The 3,614-nt window shown below is 67.5% G+C and carries 2 protein-coding genes; both read left to right on the top strand.

Annotated features, from left to right (window positions below; genetic code table 11):
• Positions 1-222: 222 nt before the first annotated feature.
• The gene (gene ileS, locus GPA_RS02075; protein ID WP_041238807.1) at positions 223-3,084 is read left to right on the top strand and encodes an isoleucine--tRNA ligase; all 2,862 of its coding nucleotides are present in this window, start codon (positions 223-225) and stop codon (positions 3,082-3,084) included.
• Positions 3,081-3,614: signal peptidase II (gene lspA / locus GPA_RS02070; RefSeq protein ID WP_197533057.1), on the top strand; the 534-nt coding region annotated here is incomplete at its 3' end. The genes ileS and lspA, both read left to right, overlap by 4 nt.

Raw genomic sequence — 3,614 nt, 5'->3', positions numbered from 1 at the left:
CCGCCGCCCTCCTGCGCACGGCCTCCCGCCGCCGCTAGCGGCCTGACCGTCCGCGCCCGCCCGCTCCTGTGGCGTTTTTGGAAATCGCCGCGCAGGACGTGGGCATCCGGGCCCGCTTACACTATACTAGAGCGGTTTGTAACGAACGGAAACCCCGCGGGGCCCGGCGGCCCGATCGCCGCCCCGCGAGAGCGCATACTTGAAGGAAAGGTACTCACAGCCGTGGCGAACAGTTACAAGGAAACGATGAACCTGCCCAAGACCGACTTCGCGATGCGGGCGAACCTGCCCGAGAACGAGCCGAAGCGCCTCGCGAAGTGGGAGGAGGAGCGCATCTACGAGCGCGTGCTGGAGAAGAACAAGGACGGCAAGCCCTTCATCCTGCACGACGGCCCCCCGTACGCGAACGGTCCCATCCACATCGGCCACGCCTTCAACAAGATCCTCAAGGACTTCGTGAACAAGTCCCATGCGCAGCGCGGCTTCTTCACGCCGTACGTGCCCGGCTGGGACTGCCACGGCCAGCCCATCGAACACATGGTGGAGAAGACGCTCGGCCCCGAGAAGATGGCGAAGATCGACCAGCCCACGCTGCGCCGCCTCTGCCGCGAGTGGGCCGAGAAGTACGTCGACGTGCAGCGCGAGGGCTTCAAGCGCCTCGGCGTGAACGGCGACTGGGAGCATCCCTACCTCACGTTCACCCCGAACTACGAGGCCGGCAACGTCGAGGTGTTCAAGAAGATGTACCTCGACGGCTCGGTGTACCGCGGCCGCAAGCCCATCCACTGGTGCAAGCGCTGCCACACCGCGCTCGCCGAGGCCGAGATCGAGTACTCCGACGAGACGTCGCCGTCCATCTTCGTGAAGTTCAAGATGGACCTCATGCCCGGGATGTTCGAGGCCGCGGGCGCCGAGGGCGACGCCTACGTGCTCATCTGGACCACCACGCCCTGGACGCTGCCGGCCAACACGGCCGTGTCGCTGGCCCCCGACGCCGACTACGTCATGGTGGTCGCCGACGGCTCCAACATGATCATGGCGCGCGAGCTCGTGGAGCAGGTGGCCGAGATCGCGGGCTGGGAGTCCTACGATCTCGTGCGCGGCGCCGACGGCGAGCCCGTCGCGCTCAAGGGCCGCGAGTTCACGGGCCTCACCTACACGTGCCCCATCCGCCAGGACCTCAAGGGCACCGTCATCTACGGCGACCACGTCACGCTCGAGTCGGGCACGGGCGCGGTGCACACGGCCCCCGGCCACGGCCAGGACGACTACCTGGTGGCGCTGGAGTTCGACGTGCCGCTGCTCATGCCGGTGGACGACAACGGCGTGCTCACCGACGAGGCGGGCCCCTTCGCGGGCCTCGACGTGGACGAGGCGAACCCGGCCATCATCGAGTGGCTGCGCGAGCGCGGCACGCTCATGGCCGAGAAGAAGATCCTGCACAGCTACCCGCACTGCTGGCGTTGCCACGAGCCGGTCATCTTCCGCGCCACCGACCAGTGGTTCGTGTCCATGGACAAGAACTCGCTGCGCGAGGATGCGCTCGACGCCATCGACCACAAGGTGGAATTCATCCCCGCGTGGGCGAAGAACCGCATCGGGTCCATGGTGGCCGACCGCCCCGACTGGTGCATCTCGCGCCAGCGCTCGTGGGGCGTGCCCATCCCCGTGTTCAAGTGCGCCAAGTGCGGCAACACGGTGGCCACCGCCGAGACGTTCGACGCGGTGATCGACCTGTTCTACCGCGAGGGCGCCGACGCGTGGTTCACGCACGAGCCGTCCGAGTACCTGCCGCGCGGCGTGAAGTGCGAGACCTGCGGCTGCTCCGAGCTCATCCCCGAGAAGGACATCCTCGACGTGTGGTGGGAGAGCGGCGTGTCGCACACCTCCGTGCTGAAGCACCGCGCCGACGAGGGCCTGCGCTTCCCAGCCGATATGTACCTCGAAGGCTCCGACCAGCATCGCGGCTGGTTCCAGTCGTCCCTGCTCACCAGCATGGGCGCCTACGGGGTGCCGCCGTACAAGTCCGTCATGCACTGCGGCTTCACGATGGACGCCGAGGGCAAGAAGATGTCGAAGTCGGCCGGAAACGGCGTCGACCCGGCGGACGTCATGGCGAAGAGCGGCGCCGACGTGCTGCGCCTGTGGGTGGCCAGCGTCGACTACTCCCAGGACGTGAACATCGGCGACGAGATCCTCGAGCGCACGAGCGAGGCGTACCGCCGCATCCGCAACACGATGCGCTTCCTGCTGGGCAGTTTGAGCGACTTCGACGACCTGAAGCATACGGTCACCGACTGGAATGCGCTTGAACCCGTCGACCAGTGGGCCATGGTGCGCCTGTGGCACCTGCTCGTCGACGTGGAGCGTGCCTACGACGAATACAAGTTCCATATGGTGTACCGCGCGGTGTACGACTACATCGTGGGCGACCTTTCGGCCGTTTACATGGACGCCACGAAGGACCGCGTGTACTCCGAGGCGCCCGACTCGCCGCGCCGCCGCGCTGCGCAGACCGTGCTCATGAACATCGTCGAGGTGCTCGTGCGCGTGCTGGCGCCGGTGCTGTCGTTCACCACTGACGAGGTGTGGGAGCACTATCCCGAGGCCATCCGCTCGCGCGAGGGACGTCCCGGAAACGTGCAGCTGGCCGGCTGGCCCGAGAAGTCCGACTTCGCGCCCGCGCTGCCGGGCGATGCGGACGCCGAGCGCATCGCCGAGGACTTCGGCGTCATCCTCGGGGTGCGCGAGATCGTGACGAAGGCGCTCGAGGACGCGCGCGGCCAGAAGATCGTGAACAAGAGCCAGGAGGCCGATGTGACCGTGACGGCCCCGCGCTCGGTGCTCGACCATGTCGAGCAGTACGACGCCGCCGTGTTCGAGGAGCTGTTCATCGTGGCGTCGGTCTCGTTCGTCGAAGGCGAGGAGCTCTCGGCCGAGGTGCGCAAGACGACCGCCGAGAAGTGCCCGCGCTGCTGGAACTACCGCGAGCTCGGCGGCAACCCGAACCACCCGTCCGTGTGCGAGCGCTGCGGCGACGTGCTCGACGCCATCGGCTACGAGGAAGCGGGGTCGGACGCTTGAGCGAGGACAGGCGCGGGACGGGCGTGGGTGCCGTAGGCGGCGCCGGCGCCCTCGGACGGGCCGCGCGGCTGCGCGATACGCTCGTGTTCGGCGCGGTTGCCCTGGTGTGGCTCGCGCTCGACACGCTCACGAAAGGGTACTTCAACGGCTCGTTCGCCGTGGGCGAGGTAGCCGGCGGACCCTTCCTCGGGCTCGTGCGCTTCCGCCTCGTGCACAACACGGGTGCGGCGTGGGGTATGTTCGGCGACTCGACGTTCTTGCTGGGCGTGGTGTCCATCGTGGTGTGCCTCGTGCTCGTGGCGTACCTGTTCTTCCTGTCGCCCCGTCCGGGGATGCTGGAGGTCGTGGGCGTGGCGCTTGTGGTGGCGGGCGGGCTGGGCAACGCGTTCGACCGTTTCACGCTGGGCTACGTGGTGGACTTCATCGAGCCCGTTTTCATCGACTTTCCCGTGTTCAACGTGGCCGACATAGGCGTGACGTGCGGATTCGTGCTGTTCGTGGCGGGGATGATCCTGGCGTACCGCCGCGCC

Source organism: Gordonibacter pamelaeae 7-10-1-b (assembly GCF_000210055.1).
Classification (GTDB): Bacteria; Actinomycetota; Coriobacteriia; order Coriobacteriales; family Eggerthellaceae; genus Gordonibacter; species Gordonibacter pamelaeae.
Note: the sequence above shows the minus strand (reverse complement) of the source record. Positions and strands in the feature narration are given on the sequence as shown.